Source organism: Streptomyces sp. NPDC089915 (assembly GCF_040684675.1).
In the GTDB taxonomy this organism is placed as follows: domain Bacteria; phylum Actinomycetota; class Actinomycetes; order Streptomycetales; family Streptomycetaceae; genus Streptomyces.
The window spans coordinates 14,483-40,119 of the sequence record NZ_JBFBGN010000048.1 but is presented as its reverse complement, the minus strand read 5'-3'; the positions used below and the strand labels follow the sequence as shown (position 1 = coordinate 40,119).

Below are 25,637 nucleotides of genomic sequence, written 5' to 3'. Positions count from 1 at the left end.
TTCCAGCGCGAAGGAGTAGGCGTGGTGCATACTGTGCGGCGCTTCCGCCGCTCAACCACTCGCATCGTGGGAGCGTACCGTGGCGCACCCCCGCCTCCGGGCCGCATCGGGGTGGGCGAAGGACACAAACCGATATCAACTCTCTGTAATCGGACATGAGTCCCGCGCCGTCCCTCCCGCACCCTCCCGTAACAGTGAGTCAGTCAGCCGCCAGGGCCGCCGCTCACCCCGTCACGGCCCCGGCCTCCTCCGCCAGGCGGGCCGCCAGGAGCTCCTCCGCCCGCGCCGCCGTCCGCCACTGCTCGGCCCGCACCCACGCCCGTTTCAGGTACAGGTGCACGTCCGCCTCCCAGGTGAAGCCCATGCCGCCGTACACCTGGAGGCAGTCCCGGGCCCCCCGCACCGCCGCCTCGTCCGCGAGGAGCTTCGCCGCGGCGATCTCGGCCGCGTCGGCCGTCACCGCCGCCGCGTACACCGCCGTACGGGCCACCTCGGCGCGCACCAGCATGTCCGCGCACAGGTGCTTGACCGCCTGGAAGCCCCCGATCGGCTGCCCGAACTGCTCGCGCTCCCCCGCGTAGCGCACCGCCAGCTCCACCGTCCGCAGCGCGCCGCCCAGTTGGAGCGCCGCCGTCAGCAGCGTCCCCTCCTCCCGGAACCCGGACACGGAGGGCACCTCCCCCGCGCAGCGCCACAGCGGGGTCAGCGGGTCCACCGAGCGGACCGCCTCGCCGGCGGGCAGCCCGGACGACCCGAGGACCGCGTCCGCCTCCCCCAGGTGGGCCACCAGCGGCCCGTCCAGGTCGAAGGCCGTCACGACCGCCGAGCCGGAGGCCGCCCCCGGGACCACCCCGGCCGCCAGGTGCGTCGCAACCAGCGGCCCCGGCAGCAGCGCCCGCCCGGCCTCCTCGAAGACCAGCACCGCCTCCGGCAGGCCCAGCCCCACCCCGCCCTCGGACTCCGGGAGCCGCAGCGAGAAGAACCCCGCCTCGCCCAGCTCCCGCCACAGCCGCCGGTCCACGACCCCGCCGCCCGGGCCCGCGGCCGCGCCGCCCCGGCCGTCCGCGCCCGCGGCCCGGGAGACCGACTCCCGCAGCGCCTCCCGTCCGTACCGCCCCGCGAGCAGGTCGCGGATGCCCGCCCGCAGGTCCCGCTGGTCCTCCGTCAGCCGGAAGTCCACCTCCGCTCACCGCCCCTTCGGCAGGCCGAGGATCCGCTCGGCGACGATGTTCCGCTGGATCTGCGAGGTCCCGGCCGCGATCGTGTACGAGAGCGACGAGAGCCGCTCCGGCGTCCACTCCTCCTCCAGGGACAGGGCGCCCGCCCCCAGCACCTCCGCCGCCGCGTCGTACAGCTCCTGCCGCGCGTGCGAGTACGCCAGCTTGAAGACGCTGCCCCCGATCCCGGGGACCCCGCCCGAGCCCTGCGCCTCGCTGACGTTCCACTGCGTGAGCCGCCACAGCGCGCCGAACTCCCCGTACAGCCGGCCCAGCCGGCGCCGCAGCACCGGGTCGTCCCAGCGGCCGTTCGCCCGGGCCGCCCGCGCCAGCGCGCCCAGCGTGCGCCGGCAGGCGACGACCTCGCCGACGAAGGCGGTGCCCCGCTCGAAGGACAGGGTCACCATCGTGACCCGCCAGCCGTCGTTCTCGGCGCCGACCCGGTCGGCGACCGGCACCCGCACCTCGTCGAGGAACACCTCCGCGAACTCGGCCGATCCCGCGAGGGTGCGCAGCGGCCGGACCGTGACGCCGGGCGCGTCCATCGGCAGGGCCAGCCAGGTGATCCCCTTGTGCCTGGGCGCGGCCGGGTCGGTGCGTACGAGCAGCTCGCACCAGTCGGCGACCTCGGCGTGCGAGGTCCAGATCTTGGAGCCGGTGACCACGTACGCGTCCCCGTCCCGGACCGCCCTCGTCCGCAGCGAGGCCAGGTCGGAGCCGGCGCCCGGCTCGCTGAACCCCTGGCACCACACCTCCTCCCCGCGCAGCACCGGCGGCAGCCAGCGCGCCCGCTGTGCGGGGGTGCCCTCGGCGGCGATGGTGGGGCCGGCGTGCAGCAGCCCGACGAAGTTCGCGCCGACGTAGGGGGCGCCGGCGCGCTCGGTCTCCTCCAGGAAGATCAGGTGCTGGGTCGGGGTGGCCCCGCGCCCGCCGGCGTCGACGGGCCAGTGCAGGCCCGCGTACCCGGCGTCGTAGAGCCGGCGCTGCCAGCCCAGGTCGTACGCGCGCCGGCCGGGCCAGTCGTCGGGCGAGGGCCGGGGCGGCAGCTCGGGGAGCACCTTGCCGAGCCACTCCCGCAGCCGCGCCCGGAACTCCCGCTCCTCCTGCGAGTGGGCCAGGTCCATCAGCGGCCCTCGTCGAAGGACAGGCCGAGCATGCGGATGGCGTTGCCGCGCATCAGCTTGTACACGGTCTCGTCGTCCAGGCCCTTCACGTGGTCGAGGGCGACCTCCTTGGTGTGCGGGAAGGTCGAGTCCACGTGCGGGTAGTCGGTCTCGAAGGTGGCGTTGTCGCGGCCGACGACGTCCAGCGAGGCGATGCCGTGCTTGTCGCGGAAGAAGCAGCAGTAGATCTGCCGGTAGTAGTACGTGGACGGCGGCTCGGGGATCAGCCCGCGGACCCCGCCCCAGGCGCGGTGCTCGCGCCAGACGTCGTCCGCGCGCTCCAGGGCGTACGGGATCCAGCCCATCTGGCCCTCGCTGTAGGCGAGCTTCAGCGCCGGGAACCTCACCAGGACCCCGCTGAAGAGGAAGTCCATCATCGAGGCCATGGCGTTGTTGAAGCTGAGCGAGGCCTGGACGGCGGGCGGGGCGTCGGGGGAGGCCGCGGGCATCTGGGACGAGGACCCGATGTGCATGTTCACGACCGTGCCGGTCTCCTGGCAGACGGCGAAGAAGGGGTCCCAGTAGCCGGAGTGGATGGACGGCAGCCCCAGGTGGGTGGGGATCTCGGAGAAGGTCACGGCGCGCACCCCGCGGGCGGCGTTGCGGCGGATCTCGGCGACGGCGAGGTCGATGTCCCACAGCGGGATGATGCACAGCGGGATCAGCCGGCCGCCGCTGTCCCCGCACCACTCCTCGACCATCCAGTCGTTGTAGGCGCGCACGCAGGCCAGGGCGACCTCCTTGTCCCGGGCCTCCGCGAAGGTCTGCCCGCAGAAGCGCGGGAAGGTGGGGAAGCAGAGGGAGGCCTCGACGTGGTTGAGGTCCATGTCGAGGAGCCGGGCCTTGGGGTCCCAGCAGCCGCGCCGCATCTCCTCGCGGGTGATGCCCTCCAGGGTCATGTCGTCGCGGTCGAAGCCGACGGCGGCGATGTTGCGCTTGTACGGGAACTTCAGGTCCTCGTAGATCCACCAGTCGGTCGGCGGGCCGTCGGGGTCCATGGAGATGACGTACTTGCCGCCGGTGTACTCCAGCTCGCCGATGCCGGCGGTGAGGGGCTTGGGTCCCCGGTCGCGGTACTTCGCGGGCAGCCATACGTCGAAGAGGTGGGCGGGCTCGATCACGTGGTCGTCGACGCTGATGATCCGAGGCAGTTCCAGTGCCATGCGCGCTCCCCAATCTGATGGATCGTCAGAAACAAGCTAGCCCCGCCACCCCTGGACCGACAAGCGCCGGAGCCCTACGCTCTGCCCTTGATCTGACTCACCGTCAGCTGGCCGCGCGCCGGCACGCCCAGGGGAGGTCCGGGATGAGGACAGCGGACGACGCGGCGAAGGCCGTCGCCACGGAACTCGGCCGCTCCCGCACCCTCTGGGAACTGATCTCCCGCCGCGCCGCCCTCACCCCCGACGCCCCCGTCCTCATCGAGGCCGCCGAGCCGGACGCCGCCGAGCCGGGGCCCGCCCGGCAGGCCGCCGAGCCCGGCGCCGCCGACCGCACCCTCACCTTCGGCGCCCTGCGCGACCGCGCCGAACGCGTCGCCGCCGGCCTGTACGGCATGGGCGTACGCCCCGGCACCGTCGTCGCCTGGCAGCTGCCGACCCGCATCGAGACGGTCCTGCTGTCGGCCGCCCTCGCCCGCCTCGGCGCCGTCCAGTCCCCCGTCATCCCCTTCTACCGCGACCGCGAGACCGGCTTCGCCCTGCGCGAGTCCGGGGCCGAGTTCTTCGCCGTCCCCGGCACCTGGCGCGGCTTCGACCACACCGCCATGGCCGCCCGGCTCGGCGCGCGCGGGGTCTTCGAGGCGTACGCGGACCTGCCCGACGGCGACCCGGCCGTCCTGCCCCCGCCGCCCGCCGACGGCACCTCCGTCCGCTGGATCTACTGGACCTCCGGCACCACCTCCGACCCCAAGGGCGTCCTGCACACCGACCGCTCACTGATCGCGGGCGGCTCCTGCCTGGCCCACGCCCTGTGCCTGAGCCCGTCCGACGTCGGCTCGATGGCCTTCCCGTACGCGCACATAGCCGGGCCCGACTACACCGTGATGCTGCTGCTGTACGGGTTCCCGGCCGTGCTCTTCGAGAAGTTCGCGATGCCCGGCGCACTGGACGGCTACCGCCGCCACGCGGTCACCATCGCGGGCGGCTCCACCGCCTTCTACTCCATGTTCCTCACCGAACAGCGCAAGGACCCCGGCACGCCCCTCCTCCCGAGCCTGCGCCTGCTCGCCGGAGGCGGCGCCCCCAAGCCCCCGGAGATCTACCACGCGGTGGTGCGCGAGCTGGGCTGCCAGCTCACCCACGGCTACGGCATGACCGAGGTCCCGATGATCACCATGGGCTCCCCCGACGACACCCCGGAGAACCTCGCCACCACCGAGGGCCGCCCCCCGGAGGGCATGTCCATCCGCATCACCACCCCCGGCGGCACCCCCCTGCCCGCCGGCACCGACGGCGAGGTCCGGCTGCGCGGGGAGGCGGTCTGCCAGGGCTACCTCGGGCAGGAGGACGCCCCCGGCGTCTTCGACGACGACGGCTACCTGATCACCGGCGACCTCGGACACCTGACCCCCTCCGGCCACCTCGTCCTCACCGGCCGCAGCAAGGACGTGATCATCCGGAAGGGCGAGAACATCTCGGCGAAGGAGGTCGAGGACCTCCTCCACCGGCTCCCCGGAGTCGGCGACGTGGCTGTCATCGGCCTCCCCGACCAGGAGCGCGGCGAACGCGTCTGCGCCGTCGTCGAGCAGCCCGCGGGCGCCGCCCCGCTGACCCTCCCCCAGGTCACCGCCTACCTCCGCGCCCAGGGCCTGTCCCCGTACAAACTGCCCGAACAGCTGGAGCTGGTCGACGCCCTGCCCCGCAACGACGCCCTGCGCAAGGTCCTCAAGTACCGCCTGCGCGAGCGATATTCCTGAGCCCGCAGCCCACCAGCCGGCCCGTGCGCGGCCCCTTCCGACGGGCGGGGCCGCGTACGCGCGTACCGCTACAGGCGGCTCAGCGAGGCCGCCGCGAAGAGGACGTCACGGATCGCCTCCCGGTCTCCGGTCTGGCCGACCGCCGCCTCCTCGGGGGAGATGTGCCCGGCCGCCAGCTGGCAGAACTCCAGGCCGTCCAGCGCGACCTCCGCCACCGTGTGCTCCCGGGAGGGCCGCGCCGCCGGGGAGTCCAGGGCGATGTCCCAGCCGCCCCCGCCCGCGCCCTCGATCTCCAGGTGCAGGGTGCGCCCCGGCGCCCCCGCCGCGACCAGCCCGCGCGCCGGGGCCGCCAGGCCCGCACGGCGGCGGCCGGCCAGGGCGCCGGGCAGCAGCCGGGCCGCGAGGTCGATCATGCGGTGCAGGTGCGGGCCGGACGGCGGCTCGTACGGGTAGTCCACCGCCTCCGCGATGTCCCAGGCGTGCACCCAGCACTCGAAGGCCCGCTCCAGGAAGGCGTCCCCGAGCGGCAGCGCGAAGGCCCCGTAGTCCACGGCCAGTTCGGCCACGCCCCGGCCCGCGAAGGAGACCGTGCGGACCAGGGTGTGCCCCTGCTCCCGCCAGGGCTCGCGGACCTTCCGCGTCGCCGGGGAGGCGGCCGAGCTCCAGAAGTGCTCGGTACGGCCGGTGGGACCGCCCGGCGGGGCCTGCGGTCCGAGCGGGTCGTCCAGGCCGAGCGCGGTGGCGACGAGCCCGTCGACCGTGAGCAGGTGCCCGATCACCCCCGCCACCGTGGTCCGGTGGCTGCGCCGGCGCTCCTCCTCGAACCACTTGAGCCGCACCGGGGTGTCCCACTCCGACTCCCCGAAGTCCCGCAGCAGGGCGTCGAGCCGCGCGGTCTCCGTGTCGTACGGGGTCGCCCACACGGGTACGGGGATGCGGGCGGGACGCTTGCCCAGGCAGTCCTCCAGCACCCGCGAGCGCAGCAGCGGCTTCAGGTCGAGGCTCTCCTCGGGGTGCAGCAGCCCGACCGCGTCGCGCAGCCGCAGCGCCTCCTCGGCGCAGGGCGCGCACTCGGTGAGGTGGTCCTCGACGGCCTGGGTCTCCTCGGCGGAGCAGGCGGCCAGCGCCCAGGCCCCGAGCAGGGACTTCAGTACGGCGTGCGAGGGCGGCGCGGGCGGCAGGACCTCGGGCGCCCGCAGGTCGTCGCCGGCCGCGCGGGGACCCGGTATCCGCGCGGATCCGGCCGCCGGGGGCTCGTACGCGTCGTCGGGGGTGTCATCGGTGGGTCCGGTCATCGGGTGGTTCCGTATCCGCGTGGGCCGTATCCGGGCGGGGCGGTGTCCTCCCTCGGGAGGACGTTGGCGGTCGACAGCAGCTGGAGCCCGAGGCGCAGCCGGCGCCGCGCCTCGTCCTCGCTGATCTGCAGGTCGGCGGCGGCCTGCCGGTAGTCGCGGCGCTTGAAGTACGCGAGTTCCAGGGCGGCCCTCAGCGGGGCGGGCATGGAGGTGACGATGTAGTCGGCGCGGGCGGCGGCGTTGGCGCTGCGCACCTTCTGTTCGAGTTCCTCGCGCGAGCCCCGGCCCAGTTCGGCCTGGCGCAGCCGGGCCACCGCCTGTCCCTGGGTGATCCGGGCGACCCAGGAGCGCATCGAGCCCTGCTTGGGGTCGTAGGCGTCGGGGTTCTCCCAGATGTAGCCGAAGACCTCGCGGGTGATGCGGTCCGCGGCCTTCTCGTCCCCGAGCACCCGGTGGGCGAGGCTGTGCACGAGCGAGGCGAAACGGTCGTAGAGCTCCCCGAGCGCGGCGGCCTCACCACGGGCGAGACGCTGCTGCATGCGGCGGTCCCAGCGCGGTGGAACGTCCTTCGCCATGGTGCCTCCAGCCGTGTGTCGACCCGTCAAATGTAGTCGGCACCGGCCGGAGCGCGCCTGTTTTGGGGGAACCTCCCCCGGAAGCGGGGCCCGCGTGCTAGCCGCACACACGTACGCGCCCCACCGCGCTCCCCGTGCGCGGGTTCGATGCGGCCACCTCGTTGCCCGCTTCGCTTAACGCGCAGGCCATCGAGGCCTTACGCTCCTGCCTGTCTTGATCTGCACCGCAGGTACACCCCGACGCACATGTGAAGGCGGAACGCCGAATATGGACAGCGCAGAGTACGAGCGCAAGATCGCCTCCCGATTCGCCACCTTCGACCAGGACGGTTCCGGCTACATCGACCGTGAGGACTTCAGTACGGCGGCCAAGGCCGTACTGCGCGAATTCGGTGTCACCGCCCGCTCGGACAAGGGCCAGGCCGTCTTCGCCGGCGCCGAGGCGTTCTGGCAGGGGATGGCCGGCATCGCCGATGTGGACGGGGACCAGCGGGTGTCCCGCGAGGAGTTCGTCACCGGGGCGGCGAAGCGGCTGCGGGACAACCCGGAGCGGTTCGCGGAGATCGCCCGGCCGTTCCTGGCGGCGGTGGTCGCGGTGGCGGACGAGGACGGCACGGGCGCGACCCCGGCGACGGCGGCCCGCGTCCTGCGCGTCCTGGGCACCGCCCCGGAACTGGCGGCCCACGTGGCGTCGGCCCTGGACGCGGACGGCGACGGCCGCATCGGCGAGGAGGAGATCCTCACCGCCTTCGCCGCCTACTGCGGCGTGGACCCGGACGCGTAACGCCTGCGGCGCGCCCCCACCGAACCCAGCCGCGCCACATCCAGCCCCGCCGGCGATTGAGGCGCGGGGTCTGGGGCGGAGCCCCAGGAAACGGCGAAAGGGCGGGGCGGGGACAGCACCGCGCAGCGGCACCCCCGCACCCGCCCGGCGCGGCTACGCGAAGACGACCGTCCGGCTTCCGTTCAGGAGAACCCGGTGCTCGCTGTGCCACTTCACGGCCCGCGCCAGCGCCTGGCACTCCACGTCCCGCCCGACCGCGACCAGCTGGTCCGGCGTGACCTCGTGCCCGACCCGCTCGACCTCCTGCTCGATGATCGGCCCCTCGTCGAGGTCGGCCGTCACGTAGTGCGCGGTCGCGCCGATCAGCTTCACACCGCGCGCGTGCGCCTGGTGGTACGGCTTGGCGCCCTTGAAGCTCGGCAGGAAGGAGTGGTGGATGTTGATGATCCGCCCGCTGAGCTCCTTGCACAGGGTGTCCGACAGCACCTGCATGTAGCGGGCCAGCACCACGAGCTCGACGTTCTCCGCCCGCACCAGCTCCAGCAGGCGCGCCTCCGCCTCGGCCTTCGTCTCCTTCGTGACGGGGATGTGCACGAAGGGGATGTCGTACGAGCCGACCAGCTCGGCGAAGTCGGTGTGGTTCGAGACCACCGCCGCGATCTCCACCGGCAGCGCGCCGATGCTGGCGCGGAACAGCAGGTCGTTCAGGCAGTGGCCGAACTTCGACACCATCAGCACGATCCGCATGCGCTCGTCCGAGCGGTGGATCTGCCAGTCCATCCGGAAGCTGTCGCCGATGGCCGCGAAGCTGGCGCGGAGCTTGTCCAGCGTCACCTCGGACTCGGCCTCGAAGTGCACCCGCATGAAGAAGAGCCCGGTCTCCCGGTCTCCGAACTGCTGGCTGTCCACGATGTTGCAGCCGGTCATGAAGAGGTAACTGGACACGGCGTGCACGATGCCCTGCTTGTCGGGGCAGGACACGGTCAGGACGTACTGGGGCAGGGGCCGGGCCCCGGGCTGCGGGTCGCTCATGACGGCATAGCCTTTCACACCGCGCGCGTGAGGATCCTCAGCACTTCCACGGAGCTCGGCCGCTCGTCCGGGTCCTCCCCGTCCGCGGTGGACATCCGTACGTGCGCTTCGCGCGCGGCCCGGACGGCCTCGGGCCAGGCGTGGTGCTCCAGGTAGGCGGTCACGGGGGCGTCGGGGCCGACCTGGTGCAGGATCCGCAGCACCCGCAGCACGGCGAGGTCGACGAGGGCCGCCTCCTGGGCGTCGCGGAATATCGTGCCGATGTACTTGTCGGCGGACCAGCTGTCGAGCCAGGTGTCCTCGACCAGCCGGTACACGGCGTCGGTGACGTCCCCGTACCCTTCGGCGCCGGCGAGCCAGACCTCCCGCTGGAACGCGGTGTCGGAAAGCATGTGCAGCGCCGAGCGCACGTTGCCGCGCCAGCGCCACCACGGCATGTCGTTGAGGGGCATGCCGCCCATGGTGGAGGAGCGGCCGCCGCGGCGGGAAGAGTTCTTCGAACCTTGGGCGAATGTCACGCTTTCGATCGTACGTTCCCCACAAATGCGATCTTGACGCACCTATCCGCACCCCCGCCCCGGCCGTTCACCTGGGCGTCACCGGATGTTGTGTACACCTCAGCACCCAGTTACCCCGGTGGCGGAAGGGTCGGGGGACATGACCAAAAGCCGACGCGCAACCCCCCTGTCCCGCCTGCTCCTTGCCGCAGCGACGGGTGCGTGTCTCACCACAGCGTGTGGGGTGCTCCCCGGGAACTCGGGGGGATCCGGGGACACCCTCACGGTCATGACCTTCGCACCGATCGGAACGAAAGCCACCAACATGCCCGGAATGCCGGGCATGGCCAAGGCGTACGAACGCTGGGTCAACTCCAACGGTGGCATCAAGGGCCGCAAACTCCGCGTCCTGACCTGCAACGAGAAGAACACCGCGACCGGCGCCGCCGACTGCGCCCGCGAGGCCATCGCCAAGAAGGCGGTGGCCGTAGTCGGCTCGTACAGCCAGTTCGGGCGCGCCTTCATGGCCCCGCTGGAGGCCGAGGGCATCCCCTTCATCGGGGGCTACGGGGTCTCCCCGGAGGAGTTCCAGAGCACCCTGTCCTACCCGGTGAACGGCGGCCAGCCCGCACTGCTCGCCGGCGCCGGCCACCAGCTCGGCAAGACCTGCTCCCAGGTGTCCCTGGTCCGCCCGGACACCCTCGCCGGGGACACCCTGCCGGTGCTGCTGAACGCGGGACTGAAGGGCAGCGGAACCCCGGAGGCCTCCGACATCCGGGCCGCCGAGGACGCCGCCGACCTGACCCCGCAGGCCCGCGAGGCCCTGGCCGACGTCAGCACGAGCGGGTCCGCGCCGAAGGACCCGGCGCCGTCGCCGTCCGCGAAGGCGACGACGAGCCCCGGCCCCTCCGCCTCGGCCGGCACCGCGAAGGGCTCGTCCTCGTCCGCCTCATCCTCTTCGTCCCCTTCGTCCGCCTCGTCGAAGAGCTGCGTCACGGCCGTGCTGGGCGAGCGCACCGAGACCTTCTTCGACGCCTTCCGCCGCGCCGACGCCACCGCCCACCGCAACCCGCAGATCTCCTCGGTCCTCGGCAGCGTCAGCCAGGCCCTGGTCGACCGCACCGGCGGCAAGGAGAGCCCCTTCGAGGGCGCGTACGTCACCAGCTGGTACCCGGTGTCGACCGACCCGCTGTGGGCGCCGATGCGGAAGGTGATCAGCGACGACGCCTTCGGCGACGACACCGTCGAGGCCGACGACAGCGGCGCCCAGACCACCTGGATCGCGTACACCGTGCTCAACCAGGTCGTCCAGAAGTTCAAGGACGGCGAGGAGATCACGGCCCGCAAGCTGGCCCGGACCCTCAACGAGACCTCGGGCATCTCCACCGGCAACCTCACCCCGGAGCTGAGCTGGCGCTACCAGGACATGCGCGCGGTGGCCGGCTTCCCCCGGCTGGTCAACGGCCGGGTCAGCTTCCAGGTCGTCCAGCAGGGCCGGCTCGTCGCCCAGGTCGGCGAGCAGGACGTGGACATGACTGCGGCCATGGAATCGGCCCCGCGCTCCGCGTAGCGGTGGCCGCTACAGCTGGGTCGTGTCCCGCCGGGTGAGCGAGTACTTGGCGGCGATCGTGTTCCACATGGTCGCCGCCGACTCCTTCGCCTTGGTGGCCTCGGCGCTCGACTTGTTGCCGTCGGCCGCGTCGTCGGTGGTCTTGGCCTTGCCGTCCTTGCAGCCGCCCTTGTCGTGCCCGGCGTCGTCCGCCCAGGCCGCGTAGCTGTTGTCGGCGTCCGCCGAGGCGTTCCAGGCCTTGGTGAGGGCGGCCGAGAGCCGGGCGTGGTTCGGCAGCAGGTCGATCTTCAGGTCCGAGAGCCGGGTGACCAGCTCGTCGCGGCTGCGGGCCGCGTCGCGGAGGTCCTGGGCGGCCTGGCCGAGGTTCTTGCAGTCCTTGATGTCGTCCACGGCCTTGATCACCGCGGTCCGGCTGTCGTTGGCGTCCGCGAGCAGCTTGTCCAGCTGGACGGCCTGCGGGCGGGCCGGGTCCACGGGCGCGGAGCCGCCCGGCGCGTCGGCGGCGGTGGACCCGTCGGCCTTCGGGGGCACGGCGGCGGGGTCGTTGTTCTGCGCCTTGCCGTCGCTGAGCAGCGCGCCCACCCCGAGCCCGGCCACGGCCAGCCCGAAGACCGCGGCGGCGATCACCGCGGGCGGGATCCGGCGCGCGGGTGCCGGCGGGGGCGGCGGGGCCTGGAACTGCTGCGGCGGGGGCGCGAACTGCGGCTGCGGCTGCTGCCGGGGCTGCGCCCGGCGCGGCCCGCGCCGCTGCGGCTCGGCGGGCGGCGGCGTCCGCCGGGCCACCGGCTCGGTGACGGGCGGCAGCTGCTGCGTGTGCCCGGCGTCCATGTCGGCGGCGCCGGCGTCCCGGAACAGCCCGTCGAACCCCTCACCCCCACCGGCCGCCCCCGCCTCGGGGCCGGGACCGACGGGAACGGGCGGGATGTACTGCGTGGCGGCGTCGGCCGCACCACCGGCCGGGACCGGCGGGATGTACTGGGTCGCCGCGTCCCCGACACCACTCGCGGGCACGGGCGGGATGTACTGCGTCGCCGCGTCCCCGGCCCCACCGGCCGGAACGGGCGGGATGTACTGCGTCGCCGCGTCACCCACACCCCCCGCCGGAACGGGCGGGATGTACTGGGTCGCCGCGTCACCGACGCCACCGCCCGCCGGCACCGGCGGTATGTACTGCGTGGCGGCGTCGACCGGCGGGATGTACTGCGTCGCCGCGTCGGCCACCCCGCCCGACGGCACCGGCGGCATGTACTGCGTCGCCGCGTCCGCCAGGTACGGGCCCGGCGGCGGGGAGGCGGCCGGGGGCCGGCCGGGGTACGGGGGCGCGCCGCCCGCCGGGGTGCCCGTCAGCGTCGGCACGATCTGGGTCTCGGCCCCCGCCACCAGGGCCCCCGGGTCGTACGGGGGCGCGGGCGCGGCGGCGTCCGTCACCTGGGGCACGTACTGCGTGGCCGCGTACGCCTCGGCGGCACCCGGGGCCGGCGGGACGTACGGGGCGCCGGCGTCCGGCAGCGGCGGGTAGCCGTAACCGTGCGGAGCGCCCGGGCCCTGGTAGCCGGGGCCGGTCTGCGGGTAGCCGTACGCCGGGCCGCCGGGCTCCGGCGGCGGGACGTAGGCGGGCTCGACCGGCCCGCCCTGCTGCTCGTACGAGGGCTGGTCGTAACCCTGCGGCTGCGGCGTACCGTACGCGGGCACGGCCCACGGCTGCCCGGCCTGTGGCGTCCCGGGCTGGGGGACGCCCCCTTGTCCGTTCTCCGTCACCGGGACTCCTTCTCGCCTTCTCCGACGTCCGCGCTCCGTGGGGATCCCGCGCAGCCGTCGGGTCACGCTACCCGGTCACGGCGTTTCGACGTCAGGCCACCTGAACCTCCAGCCTCGCCCCGAACTCCCGCACCGCCGGTTCCTCCCGGTACGGTTCCAGCCGCGCCCGGAAGTCGTCCAGGTACTCCGCGCCCCGCCGCGAACGCAGCGATCCGAGCAGTTCGGCGGCCTTGGCCGCGGTCTGGCAGGCCTGCTCCACCTCCCGCTGCTGGACCTGCGCCGACGCCAGCAGCAGCAGGCCGATCGCCCGCCGGCGGGCCTTCGTCACGGGCAGTCCGCGCAGCGCCTCCTCCGCCCGCCGGCCGGCCGCCTCGGCCTGGCCGAGGTCGCGGTGGCAGTGGGCGAGCTCGTCCGCGAGGTAGGCCTGGTCGAAGTGGCGGATCCACACCGGGTCGTCCCCCGACTCCGGCTCGGCCCGCTCCAGCGCCGTCACCGCCCGCCCCGACAGCACCGCCGTGGACCGGGTGTCGCCGAGCAGCGCGTGCCCGCGCGCCTCCGCCGCGTAGAACATCGCCTCCACCCTCGGGGTGACCTGCCCGCGGGTGCCCTCCTGCGCGGCCCGCGCCAGCTGGGCGATCTCTCTCGGATTGCCCAGCTCGGCCGCGAGATGGCTCATCGACGCCGCCAGCACGTAGCCCCCGTACGCGCGGTCGCCCGCCGCCTGGGCCATGCGCAGCGCCTGGATGTAGTAGCGCTGCGCCAGCCCCGGCTGGCCGGTGTCCACCGCCATGTACCCGGCGAGTTCGGTGAGCCGGGCCACCGCCGCGAACAGGGCCCGCCCGACCGGCTCCCGGTACGAGCCCCCGATCAGCCCGGAGACCACGGAGTTGAGGTAGTGGACGACCACGGGCCGCACGTGCCCGCTGCCGAAGCGGTGGTCGAGGTCGGTCAGCGCCTCCGTGGTGGCCCGGACGGCCTCCACGTCGGACATCCCGACGCGCGAGCCTCCGTTGCGCGCCACCTGCGGGTCGGCCCCGGTGATCAGCCAGTCGCGGCTGGGCTCGACGAGCGCGGAGGCGGCCACGCTCGACCCGGAGAGGAAGTCGCGGCGCCCGACGTCGCTGCGCCACAGCTCGCAGACCTGCTCGATGGCGCCGACGACGGTCGGGGAGAACTGCAGGCCGACCCCGGAGGCGAGGTTCTTGCCGTTGGCCATGCCGATCTCGTCGATGGTGACGGTCCGGCCGAGTTTGCGCCCCAGCGCCTCGGCGATGATGCCGGGCGCCCGGCCGCGCGGCTGCTGCCCGCGCAGCCACCGGGCCACGGAGGTCTTGTCGTAGCGGAGATCGAGGCCGTGCTCGGCCCCGCACATGTTGACGCGCCGGGCGAGCCCGGCATTGGAGCACCCGGCTTCCTGAATGAGCGCCTGCAACCGTTCGTTCGGCTGGCGGGCGACGAGAGGCCTGGCTGCCATGAAAACCCCCTGAGACGCGGGTGATCGCTGGAATGATCACTTCCCGCCTGAAGTGCGGAGAATCTTCCTCTCTGCGACGTGTCGTTACCCAACGGCCGCGCCCCGGCCTCCTACGCGCCCCCGCACATGCATCCGTGCGCCCCGCGTGCAGGATCGATGCACCGTCGACCCGCGCGTTTATCCCCGTAACCCCCGGTGACCCCGGGAGTTGTGCTGCACGTGGAAGAGACCATCGGAGTCACGGAGACCGCGCCCATCCCCCAGCAGCGCGGCGAGCTGCTGCTCGACCATGCCGTGCGGTACGTGGAAGAGCGGCACTGGGACGTCTTCGCCGGTACCTGGCTGGAACCCGGCGACGGCCGGGAGCTGTGCTCCTGCGGGGCCGCCGACTGCCCGGCGCCCGGCGCGCACCCGGCGGTGAAGGACTGGCGCTCCCTGGCCTCGGGCAGTGCCGTCGGGGTGCGGCGGATCTGGGCCAAGCACCCGGCCGCGTCCATCCTGCTGCCGACGGGCCGCACCTTCGACGCCCTGGACGTGCCGGACTCCGCCGGCTTCCTCGCCCTGGCCCGGCTGGAGCGGATGCAGCGCACCCTCGGGCCGGTCACCCTCACCCCCGACCACCGGATGATGTTCTTCGTACTGCCGGGCGCCGGGGCGAAGGTGCCGGACCTGGTGCGCAAGCTGGGCTGGCTGCCGCACGCCATCGACCTGACCGCGCGCGGCGAGGGCGAGTACGTGGCGGCGCCCCCGACCCGCTACGGCGGCAGGGGCCCGGTGCAGTGGGCCCGCAAGCCCACCCCCGCCAACCGCTGGCTGCCCGACACCGAGGAGCTGATCGACGCCCTCGCGTACGCGTGCGGCAGCGAGGCGGCCGCGGCCCGGGGCCGCCGCCAGGCCTAGCGCGGAACCCGCCGCTCTGACATACGTGTCCGCAAGTTCATGACATTCGTAACTGCTGCGCCCTCTCCCCGCCCTCCTATCGTGAGGAAAGTACGACCACGGGGATGAGAACGAGAGGCAGGCGCATGCCGGACCAGGGTGATGCGGCGAGCGGTATCGGCACGAGCGGGACGGACGGCGCGCGATCCGCGTCGGGGACTCCCGCCGTACGGATAGAAGGACTGTGGAAGCGCTTCGGCGAGCAGGTGGCCGTCGGCGGGATCGACCTGGAGCTGCCGGCCGGCCGCTTCGTCGGGCTCGTCGGCCCGAACGGCGCCGGCAAGACCACCACGCTGTCGATGGTGACCGGCCTGCTGCGCCCGGACATGGGCCGGGTGACGGTCGCCGGGCACGACGTGTGGGCCGACCCGGTCGAGGTGAAGAAGCGCATCGGCGTCCTGCCCGAGGGCCTGCGCATGTTCGAGCGCCTCTCGGGCCGTGAACTCCTCGGCTACATGGGCCGCATGCGCGGACTGCCGGGCGAGGAGACCGACAAGCGGGCCACGCAGCTGCTGGACGTCCTCGACCTCGCCGGCTCCCAGCACAAGCTGGTCGTCGACTACTCGACGGGCATGCGCAAGAAGATCGGCCTCGCGGCCGCCCTGCTGCACAACCCGGAAGTCCTCTTCCTGGACGAGCCGTTCGAGGGCGTCGACCCGGTGTCGGCGCAGACCATCCGCGGGGTGCTGGAGCGCTACACCGCGTCCGGCGCGACCGTCGTGTTCTCCTCCCACGTGATGGAACTCGTCGAATCGCTCTGCGACTGGGTCGCCGTCATGGCGGCCGGGCAGATCCGCGCCGCCGGCCCGCTGGCCGACGTACGGGGCGCCGCGCCCTCCCTGCAGAACGCCTTCCTCGAACTCGTCGGCGCCCGCGACCACGCCGCCGGCGACTCCCTCGACTGGCTCGGCGGCGCCCGATGAGCGCCACCGCCGAGGCGTCCCTCACCACCCTCTTCGTCCGCCTCAAGCTGTCGCTGATGCGCAACGGCCTGAAGGGGTCCTCGAAGCGCAAGGCCGTCTGGATCATCAGCCTGGTGATCTCGCTGGTCTTCTCCGCCTTCGCCACCCTGGGCCTGGCCATGCTGCACGGCCACGCCCACGCGAGCACCGTCGTCGTCCTGATGGGCGCCATCCTCGCGCTGGCCTGGACCGTGATGCCGCTGTTCTTCCCCACCGGCGACGAGACCCTCGACCCGAGCCGGCTGGTGATGCTGCCGCTGCGCCCGCGTCCCCTCGTACGGGCCCTGCTGGCCTCCTCGCTGGTCGGCATCGGCCCGCTGTTCACGCTCTGCCTGGCCGTCGGCTCGGTGGCGGCGGTGGCGCACGGCGCGGCGGGCGTCGTCGCGGCGGTGCTGGGCGCCCCGCTGCTGCTCCTGGGCTGCGTGGCCCTGGCCCGGGCGGTGGCCACGGCCAACGTCCGGCTGCTGACCAGCCGCAAGGGCCGCGACCTCGCCCTCCTCAGCGGCCTGCTGATCGCGATCGGCGCGCAGCTGGCCAACTTCGCCAGCCAGCGCCTGTTCCAGCAGGGCGGGCTGTCGGCGCTGGAGCCGGTCGAGGCGATCGTCCGCTGGCTGCCGCCGGCTACGGCGGTCGGCATGGTCGACTCGGCGGGCCGGGGCGCGTACGCGCAGGCCGCGGCCCAGCTGGCGCTGACCCTGGCCGCCCTCGCCGCCCTGCTCTGGTTCTGGGAGCGGAGCCTGACCAAGCTGATGGTCAGCCCGGACGGCTCGACCCTCGCGGCGGCCAAGCCGGAGAAGGAGCGCGGCACGGGCGGCGCCTGGTCCCTCCTCCCCGACGGCCGCACGGGCGCGGCGATGCAGCGCACCCTGCGCTACGTGGTGCGCGACCCGAAGACGAAGTCGGCGTGGGTGTCGGCGCTGGCCGTAGGCATGATCGTCCCCGTCTTCAACGCCGTCCAGGGCACCGGCTCGGTCTACCTGGCCTGCTTCGGCGCGGGCATGCTCGGCGTCCAGATGTACAACCAGTTCGGGCAGGACACCTCCGCCTTCTGGATGGTCGCCCAGACGATCTCCTCCCCGCGCGACGCGTTCACCGAACTCCGGGCCCGCGCCTACGCCCTGGCCCTGGTCACCGTCCCCTACACCGTCGTGGTCACCGTGGTGACGGCCGCGCTGGTCGGCGACTGGGCGCAGTTCCCGGCCGCCCTGGGCCTGGGGCTGGGCCTGCTGGGGGCGATGCTGTGCACGGGCGCGCTGGCCTCGGCGCACTTCCCGTACTCCATCCCGTCGGAGGGCGCGTTCAAGAACGTCGCCCCGGGGCAGGCGGGCCTGGCCTGGCTGGGCATCTTCGGCGGCATGATCGTCTCGGCGGTCGTCTCCGCCCCGGTGATCGCGCTGGCGATCTGGGTCAGCCTGTCGGACGACCCGGCCGGCGTGGCCTGGCTGACCCTCCCGGCGGGCATCCTCTGGGGCGCCCTGGCCGCCTGGGCGGGGCTGCGCATCGCCTCGCCGGTGGTCTCGCGCAAGCTCCCGGAGATCCTGGTGGCGGTCAGCAAGGGCTGACCGCACGCGTCCCCCGCAGGGGGCGGCAGGCCGATGGCCCGCCGCCCCCTGCGGCGTTCCCCGGCGGAACCGGTGTCAGTGGCGGCCGTTAGCTTCGGGGCATGCCGATCAACGCACGACTGCGCGACGCGCTGCCCCTGCCGGGCGGGAACGCCCTGGTCAACGGATTCGCCTTCGAGAGCCGCGCCGGGGGCGCGCGCCGGGCGCTGCTGCGCAATGGCCACGAGCTGGAGGTCTTCGACCTCGACGGGCTGTTCGCCGGAGAGCGGGCGCCCGGCGCCGTCCTCCCGCTGCCCTGGCCGGGCTGGGGCGGCGGCGTCCACTCCATGAGCCCGGACGGCTCGTTCGCCGTGTTCTCCGGGCAGCGTGCCGTACGGGCCGTGGGCGCGGGCGGGGAGACCCTCTGGGAGTACCGGCACGGCTGCTGGGGCCCGGAGCTGGGCCATCCGCACAGCGGGGACGAGCAGGAGGTGTGCCGGGGTTCGGAGCACGGCTCCTGCCGGGTCTCGGACGACGGCCGCCTCGTCTGGGCGCACGTGATGACCGGGGAGGGGGAGGACGACTGGCAGGAGTGCTGGGTGGTCCTGGACGCCGCGGACGGGCGGGAGCTGGCCCGGCTGCCGCTGGACAGCGTGACGTCCGGCTCGCACCACGTCTCCCACCCCGACGGGATCCACATGGGGCTGTCCATCGGCATGGGCCAGGACGGCATCCTGCTGTACTGGGCGCGGTGGGACGGCGAGCGGCTGACCTCCTGGGACCTCAACGAGACCATGGACCGGATCCTGATCGACGTCCACCCGGGGCACGCGGGCTTCCTGACCGTCGACCACTACGGGGCGGACCTGGAGCTGCACGCCCTGGACGGGGACGTCCTCGCCGTCGCGGAGCCGGAGGCGGACGAGTTCGGGGACCGGCCGTGCTGGGACTACGGCTGCGGGTTCGTGGACGCCGACACCGTGATCGCCACGGTCCCGGACGAGGACGAGTTCCCGCTCCTGGCCGGCCACCGCCTCCTCGACGCCCGGACCCTGAAGGAGCGCGGACGCCTCTCCTACCCCGCCGGAACGCCCGCGACCGGGCCGGTGCTCCCGCTCGGCGACGGCACCTGGCTCACGTACGACGACGGGACGGGGACCCTCAACCGGTGGTCGGCGCCGTCGGGCACACCGTGACGGGCGACGCCCCGGAGGAGCTGTTGGAGGTCCTCCGGGGAGCCGCCCGGGGGTGGGGCGCGGGTTACGGGCAGCTGATGCGGGTGTCGCCGGGGTCGGTGGTGCAGGTGTCGGTGTTGAAGCCGCCGTCGGCGCGGTCGTTGCCGGAGACCCCGTCGACGGTGTCGAGGCGGTCGTTGCCGTAGTTGCCGGTCAGGATGTCGTTGCCGGGGCCGCCGATGAGGGTGTCGTCGCCGAAGCCGCCGTCGACGTTGTCGTTGCCGGGGCCGGCGTAGACCGTGTCGTTGCCGTAGCTCGCCCGGACGGTGTCGTTGCCGCTGAGGGCGCAGATGACGTCGTTGCCGTAGCCGCCGTTGAGGGTGTCGGCGCCGCTGGTGCCGATGATCGTGCAGCCGTGGGCGTTGTTGACGGTACTGGCGGCCGTCGCCGTGTTGTTGGCGGTCGCCGGGTCCGTCTGGGCGGCGGAGACGGTGGCCTTGTCGGACAGGGTGCCGGTGGCGCGGGGTTCGGCGGTGAACCTGACCGTGGTCTGCGCGCCGGGGGCGAGGGTGCCGAGGGCGCAGCCGGCGGTGGTGGCGGTGAGGGTGCAGGTGCCCTGGCCGGGGGTGGCCGACAGGAGGGTGCCGGGGCCGGTGAGGGTGTCCGCCAGGGAGACGCCGGTGGCCGCGGTGGTGGTGCTCCTGTTGGTCACCGTCACGGTGTACGTGGCCTGGTCGCCGATGCTGACGGAGGCCGGGCCGGTCTTGGTGACGGCCAGGTCCACGCCGGGCGGGGGCGGCGGCGTCGCCACCTGGTAGCGGACGAGGCCCCGGTCGTCGCCGGTGTTGCCGGAGACGACGATCTTCCCGTCGGACTGGAGGGCCACCGCGTTGCCGGTGTCGTAGAAGCCGGAGGAGACGTCGGTGTGGACCTTGCCGCCGGTGGCGAAGCCGGTGTCGAGGGAGCCGTCGGTGTTGTAGCGGGCCACGGCGAAGTCGGCCAGGCTGATGCCGGCGGCGACGATCTTCCCGTCGGGCTGGAGGGCCAGGTCGGTGGCCCGGTCCAGGGTGTTGGTGCCGAAGTCGGTGCTGAGCTTGCCGTCGCCGTCGAAGGTCGCGTCCGGGCTGCCGTTCGGGTTGTAGCGGGCCAGCGCGAAGTCGAAGGTGGCGTAGCCCGCCGTGACGATCTTCCCGTCGGGCTGGACCTTGACCCCGCCCGCCACGTCGGGTCCGCTGAAGCCGGTGGTGACCCGGCCGTCGCCGTCGAAGGTGATGTCGAGGCTGCCGTTCGGGTTGTAGCGGGCCAGGGCGAAGTCGGAGTCGTCGGACGGGTAGTTGTAGCCGGAGCGGCCCGCGATGACGATCTTGTTGTCGGACTGGAGCGTCACGTCGTACGCGCTCGCGGAGCCGCCGGCGAAGGCGGTGGTCACCTTGCCGTCGCCGTCGAAGCTCGGGTCGAGGCTGCCGTCGGCGGCGTCGTAGCGGGCCACGGCGACGCCGGTGCCGCTCTCGCCGGCGGCCACGATGGCGCCGCCGGGCTGGATCACGACCCCGTAGGCCTCCTGGGGGCCGCCGCCGGTGCCGAAGTCGGTGAGGGTGAAGCCGTCGCCGTCGAAGGTGGGGTCGAGACTGCCGTCCGGGTTGAAGCGGGCGACGGTGAACGCCCCGGCGCCGTCGGGGTCCGCGCTGTAGCCGGCCACGACGAGTTTCCCGTCGGGCTGGACGGCCACCGCGTCGGCCACGTCGTCGCCGCCGCGCAGGTCGGTCTGGATCCTGCCGTCGTTGTCGCCGTCGCCGTTGAACGTGGGGTCGAGGCTGCCGTCCGGGTTGTAGCGGGCCAGCGCGAAATCGGAGAAGCCGCCGGCGGCGGGGACGGTGGTGCCGACGGTGACGATCTTGCCGTCGGCCTGGATCGCCATGCCGCGGCTCTCGTCGTAGTTGCCGCCGCCGAAGTCGGTGACGACCCTGCCGTCTCCGTCGAAGGCCGGATCGAGGTCGCCCGGTGCGCCGAGCGCGGCGGCGGGCAGGGCCAGGACGAGCGCCAGACCGGCGGCGAGGACCGCGGCCGCCCGGCGGCGAGGGGATCTCCTGCGGCCAGGGGCGGACGCGACCCCGGGCGCGGACACGTGGGGGGAGGTGGAGGATGTGGACGGGGACGTGGACATGGAGACCCTTCGTCGGCTCACCGCCGGGGCTCAGCGGGCCGGCGGCTCCCACTGGACGGGCGACAGCCTGTTGGGGCCGCGGCCGCCCGGCACGTGCGGCGGGCCGCGCTGGGCCCACTGGAGGGCCGTGATCCACCCCATCGGGTGAGCGCCGCACCGGCGAAGGGTCCCCCGGATCCCGCCGGATCAGCGGGGCGCCAGGTCCGAGACCTCGTCGACGAAGGGTTCCAGGACCGCGCGCAGGGCGGCCGGCCGGTCGTAGTGGACGTAGTGGCCCGCGTCGGGGATCTCGGCGTACTGGCCGGCCGGGAGGACGCGGACCATCTCCTGCGCCTCCGCGCGGCCCAGCTCGCCGTCCAGGCCGCGGACGACGAGGGTGGGGCAGCGGACCTTGGCGAGCTCCTCCCAGTGGGCGTCGTGCACCCAGGTCTCGCGGGCCGTCAGCATCTGGCGGCGGGAGAAAAGGGGGCGCCAGCCGTCCGCGGCCTGGTGCATCACCTCGGCGAAGAAGGCGCCCCGGCCGGGGTCGGGGCGCTCGACCCGGGGGTCGTCCTCGCCGAACCAGCGGCGGGCGGCGTCCTGCGTGGGGAACGGCAGCGGCCAGCGGCGGAACCATTCCTCCCACTCCTGCTGCGAGGCCTCGCCGAGCGCGGAGGCGCGCATATCGCAGATGACCAGGGCGCGGACGAGGTCGGGGCGGCGGGCGGCGAGCTGCCAGCCGGTGAGGGCGCCCATGGAGTGGCCGATGAGGACGACCGGACCGAGGCCGAGCTGTTCGACGGCCGCCTCGGCGTCGGCCACGAAGGCCTCACGGCCGAGGGAGGGCACCGGGGCCCCCGGGACGGGCGGCTCTCCGAAGCCGGTCGGGCCGGCCAGGTCCCTGACGCCGCCCGGCGCTCCGGCGCCGTTGGTCACGGGGTGCTCGCTCTGGCCGTGCCCGCGCTGGTCCAGGGCCACCACGCGGCGGTGCTCGCCCAGCCAGCTCGCGGTGCCCGCCCAGTGCAGGGCCCGGCCCATCAGGCCGTGCAGTAACAGGACCGCCGGCTGCCGGGCCCCGGCGGGCGGATCGCGGAACTCCCAGGCGGCCAGTCGGACGCCGTCGGCTGCAGTGACATCGATGCGCTGAACCACCGAGGATGCACCCCCTTCGCTCCCGGCCAGACTATCGAACCCGTATTCGAAAACGGGCGTCTCGCCGACAACACCGCTCTTTCGAGTGACCTTGCTCAAGGATTGGCCGCCGCTGCCGATGGAGATCCTTCCAGCAGGGAGGCGGGCCGCTCGGGGAAGACGGTCCGAAGGGGATGACCTTGAGAGCTCGGGGCTCCAGGTCAACCGGGGGAGGACGGTCCCGGCGCCGCGAGGCGCCGGGACCACTCGTCTTCAGGGGACTGCGACGGCCGGTACGGGTCGTGCCCCCGCGTCAGCGCTTGGCGACGAACACGTGCGAGGCGATGTCCGAGTCCAGCTCGGCGGCCTCGCCGCCGCTGCCGACCAGCACCCCGCCCGGGGACTCCGTCACGCTCACCACCGCGCCGGGCTGCACGCCCGCGCGCCGCAGGGTGTACATCAGCTGGGCGTCGGTCTGGATCGGCTCGCCGATGCGGCGGACGACCACGGTCTTGCCCTCGCTGCCCGGGTCCAGCTCCGACAGGCTGACCATGCCGTCCTCGATGAACGGGTCGGCCTCGGCCTTCTCGCCCAGCTCCTCCAGACCCGGGATCGGGTTCCCGTACGGGGACTCGGTCGGGTGGCGCAGCAGCTCCAGCACGCGGCGCTCCACCGCCTCGCTCATCACGTGCTCCCAGCGGCAGGCCTCCGCGTGGACCTGCTCCCACTCCAGGCCGATGACGTCGACGAGCAGGCACTCCGCGAGGCGGTGCTTGCGCATCACGCGCGTCGCGAGCTTGCGGCCCTCGTCGGTCAGCTCCAGGTGCCGGTCGCTGGCGACCGCCACGAGGCCGTCCCGCTCCATGCGCGCCACCGTCTGGCTCACCGTCGGGCCGCTCTGGTCCAGCCGCTCGGCGATCCGGGCGCGCATGGGGACCACGCCTTCCTCTTCCAGCTCGAGGATGGTGCGGAGATACATCTCCGTGGTATCGATCAGTCCGGACATTCGTGCCCCTCGGATTGCGTGCGCTGGCCCTGCCCCCAATTCTGACGCATCGGGCCGACAACCGTCCCGCGCCTGACGTCAAGGCATGTACTGGACATCTCCCGGCAGGCCCGGCGGGCCGCCCCGGACGCCCGGTGCGCAGGGCTTTGGTCCCGGGATTGACGCCCGTATTGACACGTCCTTGGTCCAGACCGCACGGTGAGCGGCGGACCACCGACGACGCATCCACCGCACCCCACCCTGGAAGGGCCTTCGGCGTATGAGCGAGAGCAAGCTGGCCGGGCAGTTCTTCGACGCCGCCATCGGCCTGCTGGAGCGGGTGCGTGACGAGGAGGGCTCGCGGATCGCCGAGGCCGGGGCCGTGATCGCCGAGGCCGTCGCCGCAGGTCACCGGCTGTTCGCCTTCGGTGCGGGGCACTCCTCGCTGCCCGCGCAGGACGTGGTGTACCGGGCCGGCGGGCTGGCCCTGATGAACTTCCTCGCGGTACCGGGCACGGCGGGCGTGGACGTCATGCCAGCCACGCTGGGCAGCGCGCTGGAGCGGGTCGACGGGCTGGCCGGGGCGGTGCTGGACAGCAGTCCGGCCTCCGACGGCGATGTGCTCGTCGTCATTTCGCTCTCCGGGCGCAATGCACTGCCGGTCGAGATGGCGATGAACGCGCGGGCCCTGGGGCTGAAGGTGATCGGTGTGACCTCGGTGGCGTACGCGACGGAGACGAAGTCGCGGCACGTCTCGGGGACCTACCTGAAGGACCACTGCGACATCGTCCTCGACAGCAAGATCGCGGTCGGCGACGCGGAGCTGACGGCGGACGGCATCGAGGCGCCGTTCGCTCCCGCGTCGACGGTGGTGACGAGCGCGATCATGCAGGCGGTCATGGCGGCCGCGGCCGGGGAACTGGCCGCGCGGGGCGTGGAGCCGCCGCTGCTGCGGTCGGGCAACGTGGACGGCGGGCACGAGTGGAACGGGCGCGTGATGCGCGAGTACGGGGACCGGATCTTCTTCCGCCACTGAGCCGGTGCCGTGCGGGGCGGGGCCGGGGGTGCCGCTGCGCGGAGCCGTCTCCCCGCCCCGCCCTTTCGCCGTTTCCCGGGGCTCCGCCCCGGACCCCGTTGAGGTGCGGGGTTCTGGGGGCGGAGCCCCCTCAGGCTCCGGCCAGGTCCAGGTCGGCGGCGACGCGGGCCGCCACCTCCTCCGCGTACGCCGCGTCGGGATGGGTGAAGGCCGGGCGCGACGGCCCGCGGACGAAGGTCAGGATCCCCACCGTGCGCCCCCGGCTCCGCAGCACCGTGCACAGCCCGTGCGCCGCCCCCGGCGGCCACTGCCGGGCCCGCGCCCAGCCCTCCGCCGCCTCGCTGCCCGGCGCCCCCGGCGCACTCGCCCGCACCGGGCCGATCCGGTCCAGCGCCTGGAGCGCCGGGTGCGCGGTCTCGTACCGGACGGGGATCGCCCCCGGCCCGGGCAGCAGCAGGGCCAGCCCCGACGGGGACACCGCCGAGCGGACCAGCCGCCGCCCGTCCTGCGCCAGTACGTCGACCAGCGCGTGCTCCGCGAACCCGGCCAGCGCGAAGTCCAGCCGTACGGCCGCCGCCTCCGCCGGGTCCGCGCACTCGCCGGCGGCCCGCCCCGCCCGGTGCAGCTGGTTCGACCGGAACCGCACCTGCCCGTTGTCCAGCTCGGCCTGCCGGGCCTCGGTGACGTCCTGGAACAGCCACCCCACCCCCAGCGGCACCGGCTCCTCCGCGAGCGGCGAGGCCAGCCGCAGGAACCCGCTCCGCCAGCAGCGCCGCCGCTCCCCCTCCGGGGTCCGCACCGACACCCACAGCTCCACCGGCCCCGGCGGTGCCCCCTCGGCCAGTACGTGCTGGAGTGCCCCCTCCAGCTCCTCCACGCCCTGGGTCAGCAGCTCGCCGAGCGGCCGCCCGAGCAGCGTCGTGCGCCCGGAGCCGAAGGCGCGGGCGGCGTGCGCGTTGACCACCGCCGGGCGCAGGTCCACGTCGACCAGGACGACCCCCCAGGAGGCGTCGTCCATCAGGGCCTCGCTGAGGGCGATGGAGCGCTCCAGGTCGATCTGGGCGTGGACCTCGCTGAAGGCGCAGTAGACCCCGGCGGGTTTCCCGTCGGCGCCCGGCACCCCGGCGGACTGGGTCCGTACGAGGATCCGCCCGCCCTCCTTGGTCAGTAAGGCGAACTCGTGGACCTGCCGGCCCGGCGCGTCCTGCGCCGACATCAGCCGGTCCTGCACGTCGTCCGCGTCGGCGGCGCGCACCGCCCAGCCCGCGAACCCGCGCCGGCCCACCGCCTCGGCGGCGCTCCAGCCGAGGATCCGCTCGGCCTCGCGGTTCCAGTGCGTGATCACGCCGTCGGAGTCGAACGCGCACAGGGCGGCGTCCATCCCGTCGAGCAGCGCTGCGAGCAGATCGTCGGTGGTCTCACCACGTCCGGAAGCACTCACCT

The 25,637-nt window shown here is 73.8% G+C and carries 21 protein-coding genes; 8 read left to right on the top strand and 13 right to left on the bottom strand.

Going from position 1 to position 25,637, the window contains the following annotated elements:
* Positions 1–223: 223 nt before the first annotated feature.
* Genes AB0O29_RS16990 through AB0O29_RS16980 form a run of 3 tightly spaced genes read right to left on the bottom strand, consistent with a single transcriptional unit; the run spans position 224 to position 3,543 of the window.
* Complete coding sequence (locus tag AB0O29_RS16990; RefSeq protein ID WP_365152341.1) at positions 224–1,180, bottom strand: acyl-CoA dehydrogenase family protein; 957 nt, start codon at positions 1,178–1,180, stop codon at positions 224–226.
* A 6-nt stretch (positions 1,181–1,186) separates the two neighbouring features.
* Positions 1,187–2,341: an acyl-CoA dehydrogenase family protein gene (locus tag AB0O29_RS16985; protein ID WP_365152339.1), complete on the bottom strand. Its 1,155-nt coding sequence runs from the start codon at positions 2,339–2,341 to the stop codon at positions 1,187–1,189.
* Complete coding sequence (locus tag AB0O29_RS16980) at positions 2,341–3,543, bottom strand: amidohydrolase family protein (protein WP_365152337.1); 1,203 nt, start codon at positions 3,541–3,543, stop codon at positions 2,341–2,343. The genes AB0O29_RS16985 and AB0O29_RS16980 overlap by 1 nt, the downstream gene beginning before the upstream one ends.
* A gap of 143 nt (positions 3,544–3,686) precedes the next feature.
* Between AB0O29_RS16980 and AB0O29_RS16975 the strand changes: the two genes are divergently transcribed.
* Complete coding sequence (locus AB0O29_RS16975; RefSeq protein ID WP_365152335.1) at positions 3,687–5,297, top strand: AMP-binding protein; 1,611 nt, start codon at positions 3,687–3,689, stop codon at positions 5,295–5,297.
* Between the two features lie 68 nt (positions 5,298–5,365).
* Here AB0O29_RS16975 and AB0O29_RS16970 read toward each other — a convergent pair whose 3' ends face one another.
* The gene (locus AB0O29_RS16970; RefSeq protein ID WP_365152333.1) at positions 5,366–6,592 is read right to left on the bottom strand and encodes a zf-HC2 domain-containing protein; all 1,227 of its coding nucleotides are present in this window, start codon (positions 6,590–6,592) and stop codon (positions 5,366–5,368) included.
* Positions 6,589–7,167, bottom strand: coding sequence for a sigma-70 family RNA polymerase sigma factor (locus AB0O29_RS16965; RefSeq protein WP_042816979.1), 579 nt, complete (start codon positions 7,165–7,167; stop codon positions 6,589–6,591). The genes AB0O29_RS16970 and AB0O29_RS16965 overlap by 4 nt, the downstream gene beginning before the upstream one ends.
* Positions 7,168–7,435: 268 nt before the next feature.
* Here AB0O29_RS16965 and AB0O29_RS16960 point away from each other — a divergent pair, with 268 nt between their 5' ends.
* Positions 7,436–7,951, top strand: a complete 516-nt coding sequence (locus AB0O29_RS16960) for an EF-hand domain-containing protein (RefSeq protein WP_365152331.1) — start codon at positions 7,436–7,438, stop codon at positions 7,949–7,951.
* A gap of 153 nt (positions 7,952–8,104) precedes the next feature.
* Here AB0O29_RS16960 and purU read toward each other — a convergent pair whose 3' ends face one another.
* Entirely contained in the window at positions 8,105–8,983 is an 879-nt protein-coding gene (purU, locus tag AB0O29_RS16955; RefSeq protein WP_365152327.1) for a formyltetrahydrofolate deformylase, read from the bottom strand.
* A gap of 14 nt (positions 8,984–8,997) precedes the next feature.
* Positions 8,998–9,444, bottom strand: coding sequence for a hypothetical protein (locus AB0O29_RS16950; RefSeq protein ID WP_365152357.1), 447 nt, complete (start codon positions 9,442–9,444; stop codon positions 8,998–9,000).
* A gap of 196 nt (positions 9,445–9,640) precedes the next feature.
* On the opposite strand from AB0O29_RS16950, the gene AB0O29_RS16945 reads away from it, so the two are divergent.
* Positions 9,641–11,050: an ABC transporter substrate-binding protein gene (locus AB0O29_RS16945; RefSeq protein ID WP_365152325.1), complete on the top strand. Its 1,410-nt coding sequence runs from the start codon at positions 9,641–9,643 to the stop codon at positions 11,048–11,050.
* A 9-nt stretch (positions 11,051–11,059) separates the two neighbouring features.
* Here AB0O29_RS16945 and AB0O29_RS16940 read toward each other — a convergent pair whose 3' ends face one another.
* Together AB0O29_RS16940 and AB0O29_RS16935 are read right to left on the bottom strand one after the other, a co-directional pair.
* Entirely contained in the window at positions 11,060–12,808 is a 1,749-nt protein-coding gene (locus tag AB0O29_RS16940; RefSeq protein WP_365152323.1) for a hypothetical protein, read from the bottom strand.
* A 91-nt stretch (positions 12,809–12,899) separates the two neighbouring features.
* Positions 12,900–14,282: a transcriptional regulator gene (locus tag AB0O29_RS16935; protein ID WP_365152321.1), complete on the bottom strand. Its 1,383-nt coding sequence runs from the start codon at positions 14,280–14,282 to the stop codon at positions 12,900–12,902.
* A 219-nt stretch (positions 14,283–14,501) separates the two neighbouring features.
* Between AB0O29_RS16935 and AB0O29_RS16930 the strand changes: the two genes are divergently transcribed.
* The 4 genes from AB0O29_RS16930 (at position 14,502) to AB0O29_RS16915 (ending at position 18,920) form a co-directional block, all read left to right on the top strand.
* Entirely contained in the window at positions 14,502–15,182 is a 681-nt protein-coding gene (locus AB0O29_RS16930) for a bifunctional DNA primase/polymerase (RefSeq protein WP_365152319.1), read from the top strand.
* A 125-nt stretch (positions 15,183–15,307) separates the two neighbouring features.
* On the top strand, positions 15,308–16,144 hold the full coding sequence (locus AB0O29_RS16925) for an ABC transporter ATP-binding protein (RefSeq protein WP_365152317.1): 837 nt from the start codon (positions 15,308–15,310) through the stop codon (positions 16,142–16,144).
* A complete protein-coding gene (locus AB0O29_RS16920) occupies positions 16,141–17,745 on the top strand; it encodes a transporter (RefSeq protein ID WP_365152315.1) in 1,605 nt (534 codons plus the stop codon). The genes AB0O29_RS16925 and AB0O29_RS16920 overlap by 4 nt, the downstream gene beginning before the upstream one ends.
* Positions 17,746–17,846: 101 nt before the next feature.
* A complete protein-coding gene (locus tag AB0O29_RS16915; protein ID WP_365152313.1) occupies positions 17,847–18,920 on the top strand; it encodes a hypothetical protein in 1,074 nt (357 codons plus the stop codon).
* Positions 18,921–18,984: 64 nt separating this feature from the next.
* Here the strand turns inward: AB0O29_RS16915 and AB0O29_RS16910 are convergent, their stop codons facing one another.
* From AB0O29_RS16910 to AB0O29_RS16900, 3 genes are all read right to left on the bottom strand, one after another.
* The gene (locus AB0O29_RS16910) at positions 18,985–21,063 is read right to left on the bottom strand and encodes a calcium-binding protein (protein WP_365152311.1); all 2,079 of its coding nucleotides are present in this window, start codon (positions 21,061–21,063) and stop codon (positions 18,985–18,987) included.
* A gap of 186 nt (positions 21,064–21,249) precedes the next feature.
* Positions 21,250–22,194: an alpha/beta hydrolase gene (locus tag AB0O29_RS16905; protein ID WP_365152309.1), complete on the bottom strand. Its 945-nt coding sequence runs from the start codon at positions 22,192–22,194 to the stop codon at positions 21,250–21,252.
* Positions 22,195–22,486: 292 nt separating this feature from the next.
* Positions 22,487–23,179, bottom strand: coding sequence for a metal-dependent transcriptional regulator (locus AB0O29_RS16900; protein ID WP_365152307.1), 693 nt, complete (start codon positions 23,177–23,179; stop codon positions 22,487–22,489).
* A 259-nt stretch (positions 23,180–23,438) separates the two neighbouring features.
* On the opposite strand from AB0O29_RS16900, the gene AB0O29_RS16895 reads away from it, so the two are divergent.
* Positions 23,439–24,194, top strand: coding sequence for an SIS domain-containing protein (locus AB0O29_RS16895; RefSeq protein ID WP_365152305.1), 756 nt, complete (start codon positions 23,439–23,441; stop codon positions 24,192–24,194).
* Between the two features lie 130 nt (positions 24,195–24,324).
* Here the strand turns inward: AB0O29_RS16895 and AB0O29_RS16890 are convergent, their stop codons facing one another.
* Positions 24,325–25,635, bottom strand: coding sequence for a PAS domain-containing protein (locus AB0O29_RS16890; protein ID WP_365152303.1), 1,311 nt, complete (start codon positions 25,633–25,635; stop codon positions 24,325–24,327).
* Positions 25,636–25,637 lie beyond the last annotated feature (2 nt).